Source organism: Mesorhizobium sp. M7D.F.Ca.US.004.03.1.1 (assembly GCF_003998635.1).
Taxonomy (GTDB): Bacteria; Pseudomonadota; Alphaproteobacteria; order Rhizobiales; family Rhizobiaceae; genus Mesorhizobium; species Mesorhizobium loti.
On the sequence record NZ_RZQG01000418.1, the window covers coordinates 1 to 5,134 of the forward strand.

5 protein-coding genes and 1 riboswitch are annotated in these 5,134 nt (G+C 63.7%); of the genes, 3 read left to right on the forward strand and 2 right to left on the reverse strand.

Annotation, left to right across the window (positions count from 1 at the left end; genetic code table 11):
- Window positions 1-615: glycosyltransferase (locus EN935_RS21535; protein ID WP_281040351.1), on the forward strand; the 615-nt coding region annotated here is incomplete at its 5' end.
- Between the two features lie 7 nt (window positions 616-622).
- Here the strand turns inward: EN935_RS21535 and EN935_RS21540 are convergent.
- Complete coding sequence (locus tag EN935_RS21540) at window positions 623-1,810, reverse strand: O-succinylhomoserine sulfhydrylase (RefSeq protein ID WP_127263619.1); 1,188 nt, start codon at window positions 1,808-1,810, stop codon at window positions 623-625.
- Window positions 1,811-1,867: 57 nt separating this feature from the next.
- Window positions 1,868-1,945, reverse strand: a riboswitch (SAM riboswitch).
- A 78-nt stretch (window positions 1,946-2,023) separates the two neighbouring features.
- Between EN935_RS21540 and EN935_RS21545 the strand changes: the two genes are divergently transcribed.
- Complete coding sequence (locus tag EN935_RS21545; RefSeq protein WP_127373590.1) at window positions 2,024-3,118, forward strand: 2'-deoxycytidine 5'-triphosphate deaminase; 1,095 nt, start codon at window positions 2,024-2,026, stop codon at window positions 3,116-3,118.
- A gap of 101 nt (window positions 3,119-3,219) precedes the next feature.
- On the forward strand, window positions 3,220-3,990 hold the full coding sequence (locus EN935_RS21550) for an ABC transporter substrate-binding protein (RefSeq protein ID WP_127263617.1): 771 nt from the start codon (window positions 3,220-3,222) through the stop codon (window positions 3,988-3,990).
- A 180-nt stretch (window positions 3,991-4,170) separates the two neighbouring features.
- On the opposite strand, the gene araD1 is transcribed toward EN935_RS21550, so the two are convergent.
- Window positions 4,171-5,127: an AraD1 family protein gene (araD1, locus tag EN935_RS21555; RefSeq protein ID WP_127373591.1), complete on the reverse strand. Its 957-nt coding sequence runs from the start codon at window positions 5,125-5,127 to the stop codon at window positions 4,171-4,173.
- Window positions 5,128-5,134 lie beyond the last annotated feature (7 nt).

Consider the following 5,134-nt stretch of genomic DNA (forward strand, 5'->3'; position numbering starts at 1 on the left):
TTCCTCAGCACGCTGCAGGCACGCTGGCAATATGCCGGCGAGGCGCTTGGCCTTGGCTTTGCCCAGGGCAAGAGCATGCTCTGGAACAAGCCGATGCTCGACGCCAATGGCGGCATCCGCGCGCTGGCCGCCGAGATCGCCGAGGACGCTGCCGCGACCAAGTTGGTCAATGGCCTCGGCCTGCGCGTCAATCTCGTCGCCGCGCCCTTCGAGCAACCGCTCGGTCGGCGAACCTTTGACGAGATCTGGTCACGCCAGGCCCGCTGGGCGCGCCTGCGCCGCGTCACCTTCCCGCTGTTCTTCGCACCCGAAATCCTGACAGGCGCGGTGGTGCCGCTGGTGCTCGCGCTGATTGCGGCGGCAAGCGCCGGCATCAGCCTCTGGCCAACCGCCATCGCCGTGCTGGCGGCCTTCTATCTTCCCGAGTGCGCCCTGGCCTGGTCCAAGGGCTGGTACCTGTCGCCACGCATGGTTGCGGCGATCATGGCGCGCGACCTGATCCTGCCGGCGATGTGGGCGCGCGGCTGGCTCGGCGGTGCCGTCGACTGGCGCGGCAACGCGATGACCATCGGCACCAAGGCGGCCGAGCTGGAAGAGACGCCGTCCGGCGCCTGAAGGCCTCTTATCTGGCCTTCAGCGCCTGCGCGATGTCCTCAAGCAGATCGTCAGTATCTTCCAGGCCAACCGACAGCCTGAGCGTACCCGGCCCGATGCCGAGCTCGGCGCGCGCCTCGTCACTCAGATTCTTGTGCGTCGTCGTCGCCGGGTGGGTGATCAGGCTCTTGGCATCGCCGAGATTGTTGGAGATCAGCACGATGTCGAGCGCGTTCTGCAAGGCGAAGGCCGCCTGCTTGCCACCCTTGACGTCGAGGCAGATCAGCGTCGAGCCGCCCGACATCTGCTTCTTGACGATATCGGCCTGCGGGTGGTCGGCGCGCCCGGGATAGATGACGCGGGCGATTTCCGGCCGCTCGGCCAGGAAATCCGCGATCTTGCCTGCGCTTTCCGTCTGCTGGCGCACGCGCAGTGGCAGCGTTTCCAGGCCCTTCAACAGCGTCCAGGCGTTGAACGGCGACAGGCTTGGTCCGGTGTGGCGGAAATAGTCGTGCAGGTTCTCGTCGATCCACTTCTTGTCCGACAGGATGACGCCACCGAGACAGCGCCCCTGGCCGTCAATGTGCTTGGTCGCCGAATAGACGACGATATGGGCGCCGAGCTGCAAGGGCTTCTGCTGCAGGGGCGTGGCGAAGACGTTGTCGACGATCAGTCGCGCGCCGATCGAGTTGGCAAGCGAGGCGACGGCGGCGATATCGACCACTTCCAGCGTCGGGTTGGTCGGGCTTTCCAGGAAGAACAGCTTGGTGTTCGGCTTGACCGCCTTTTCCCAGTTGGCGATATCGGTGCCGTCGACCAGCGTCGCCTCGATGCCGTATCTCGGCGCCAGCGTCTCGACCACCCAGCGGCAGGAGCCGAACAGTGCACGCGCCGCCACGATATGGTCGCCGGCCTTGGCGCTGCACAGAAGGGCTGCCGTCACCGCGGCCATGCCGGACGCGGTGGCGCGCGCGTCTTCCGCGCCTTCGAGTGCGCACATGCGCTTCTCGAGCATATCGACGGTCGGATTGGCATAGCGCGAATAGATGAAGCCCGGCTCCTCGCCCTTGAAGCGGGCTTCGGCGGCTTGCGCCGTTTCGTAGACATAGCCCTGGGTGAGGTAAATCGCCTCCGACGTTTCGCCGAAACCGGAACGCAGCGTTCCGCTGTGCACGAGTGCCGTCTGAGGCTTCCAGTTGCGCTTCTTGGTGCTCATCGCTCTTCTTCCAGACACAAAAAAACCGGCCGCGAAAGTCGCAACCGGTCCATACGGCCTTGCGGCCCGACGGTCCTTTAGCGACTTGTTTAACGTGGCTGCAAGCCGACCGGCCAAATCACCACGGGATAACGACCCTTTAGACCCGCGCCACGCTTGCGTCAATTGCCGGCTTCATTAAGAGGTTTGTACCAGCGGCTAAGGAGCGGAGCCTTGCGGCAGACAGGCATTCTTCCCGATCAGGACATTTCAGCGCTGTTCCAGTGTGGCGCGCTGAAGTCGGCGCGCGCACTTGATGCCGACCAGATCCAGCCGGCCAGTCTTGATCTCAGGCTCGGCGACAAGGCCTGGCGGGTGCGTGCCTCCTTCCTGCCGGGTCCCAACCACAAGGTTTCGGAAAAGCTCGATAGGCTGAAGCTGCACGAGATCAATCTTGCCGAGGGCGCGGTGCTGGAGACCGGCTGCGTCTACATCGTGCCCTTGCTTGAAAGCCTGGCATTGCCGGCGGACATTTCGGCCTCGGCCAATCCGAAGAGTTCGACCGGGCGGCTCGACATCTTCACCCGCGTCATGACCGATCGCGGCCACGAGTTCGACAAGATCGCTGCCGGCTATCATGGGCCGCTCTATCTGGAGGTCAGCCCGCGCACCTTCCCGATCGTCGCTCGCACCGGTTCGCGTCTGTCGCAGATACGTTTCCGCACCGGCAATGCGCTGCTTTCGGAAGCCGAGCTGAATGAGTTGCATCGCGCGCAGATGCTGGTCGCCACCGAGCCGCCGAACATTTCCGGCGGCGGCATCGCGCTGTCGATCGACCTCAACGGCGATCAGAACGGGCTGGTCGGCTATCGCGGCAACCATCACACCGGTCTTGTCGATGTCGACAAGCGCGCGGCACAGGAGGTCGTCGACTTCTGGGAGCCGATCCACAAGAGCGGCGCCGGCGAGCTGGTGCTCGATCCCGACGAGTTCTACATCCTCGTCAGCCAGGAGGCGGTGCATGTGCCGCCGCTCTACGCCGCCGAGATGACGCCCTTCGATCCGCTGGTCGGCGAATTCCGCGTCCACTATGCCGGCTTCTTCGATCCGGGCTTTGGCCATTCCGCGTCCGGTGGTACCGGCAGCCGGGCGGTGCTCGAAGTGCGCAGCCACGAAGTGCCGTTCATCCTCGACCATGGCCAGATTGTCGGCCGGCTGGTCTACGAGCACATGCTGAAGCGGCCGCAGGCGCTCTACGGCACCGATCTCGGCTCCAACTACCAGGCGCAGGGCCTGAAGCTGTCCAAGCATTTCCGCGCCGCGCGCTGAGCGCCTATTACCGTCAGGCAAAATACTTGCCTGTACTGGCTCGCCATGCTTGGCTGCCTTGCTGGTCGTCAAGATGCTGGCGTTCAAGGGGAACCAAGAAAATGCAGATTTCGAAATGGATCATGTCGGCAGCGGGTGCTGCCATGCTGGTGATGGCAGCCGGCTCGCTGTCGCAGGCGGTTGAGAAAATCAAGATCGGCACCGAGGGCGCCTATCCGCCGTTCAATACCATTACGGCCGATGGCAAGGTCGAAGGCTTCGATATCGACATCGCCAATGCGCTGTGCGCGCAAATGAAGGTCGAATGCGAGATCGTCACCCAGGACTGGGACGGCATCATTCCCGCTTTGCAGGCCAAGAAATTCGACGCCATCATTGCCTCGATGAGCATCACCGAGGAGCGCAAGAAGCAGGTCTCCTTCACCAACAAATATTATACGACACCGCTCGCTTTGGTGGCGCCGAAGGACAGCGATCTCACCTCGACCGAACCGACGGCCCTTGCCGGCAAGACGGTCGGCGCCCAGGCTTCGACCACGCAGGCCGACTATGCCCAGAATAGCTATGGCAAGGCCGGTGCGGAGGCAAAACTCTACCCGACCCAGGAAGAGGCGATCACCGACCTGACCAACGGCCGGCTTGACGCCGTGATCTCGGACAAGTTCGTGCTGATGGACTGGCTGAAGAAGGCAAGCGACGGCTGTTGCAAGCTGGTCGGCGACGTCAAGGGTACGGAAACGCAAGCCGGCATTGCCGTTCGCCTGGAAGACACAGCACTTCGCGACAAGCTCAACGCGGCCATCGACGCGATCGTCGCCGACGGCACCTACAAGAAGATCCAGGCCAAGTATTTCGACTTCGATATTTATTGAGACGTTGAAGCTGCCAATCTCCCCCCTTGAGGGGGAGATGGCCGGCAGGCCAGAGGGGGTCGCTGCGCGTAGAACGCCAGCGTCGTCTGGTGCCGCGAGAAGACGTCGGCGCTCCACGCGCGACGACCCCCTCTGTCGCCTTCGGCGACATCTCCCCCTCAAGGGGGGAGATCACCCTTTCTACAGCGCCTTCACCGCCACCTTCACCGGCTGTTCGATCTCGAGGGGATTGCGCAGCGGCAGGCCGAAATCCTTGGCCTCGATCTCGAACACGTCGCCTGCCTCGGTCTTGATGCCGTCGGCGAAGGACAGCGTCGCCGTGCCGAACATGTGCACATGCACGTCGCCCGGCTGGCGGAAGGCTGCATATTTGAAATGGTGGTGTTCGAGATTGGCGATGGTGTGCGACATGTTCGCTTCACCGGACAGGAACGGCTTTTCCCATAGCACCTCGCTGTCGCGCAGGATGCGCGAGGTGCCGCGGATGTCGGACGGCAGGTCGCCGATCAGGATTTCCGGCCCGAACGAGGCGTTGCGCAGCTTGGAATGGGCGAGGAAGAGATAGTTCACGCGTTCGGTGACGTGGTCGGAAAACTCGTTCGACAGCGTGAAGCCGACACGGAACGGCGCGCCGTCGTCGCCAATGACATAGATGCCGGCCACCTCCGGCTCTTCGCCGGCGTCCTTGGCGAAAGCCGGTGACAGGAGTGCGGCACCTGGCGCCACCGCCATCGTGCCGTTGCCCTTGTAGAACCATTCCGGCTGCACGCCGATCTGGCCTTTCGCGGGCTTGCCGCCCTCCAGCCCCATGCGGAACATCTTCATGGAATCGGTCAGTTGCTCCTCGCCGTCGGCACTGAGCTTCTTGTGCATGGAATCGCGTGTCGCGGCCGAACCCAGATGCGTCAGTCCGGTGCCGGTCAGGTGCAGATGCGCCGGGTCGGGGTGGTTGATCGGCGACAGCAGCCGCCCCTTCTTGTAGGCCGCCTCGAGATCGACCGTCTCGCCAAGCCCCTTGCGTTCGATCAACGCGACGAGGCCGACGCCGGTGCGGGCAGCCTCCATCGCCAGCGAATAGACGCTACGGGCGCCGTTGATGATCCGGGTCTTGCCGCCATTGCGGGCGACGACGCGGATGGTCTCG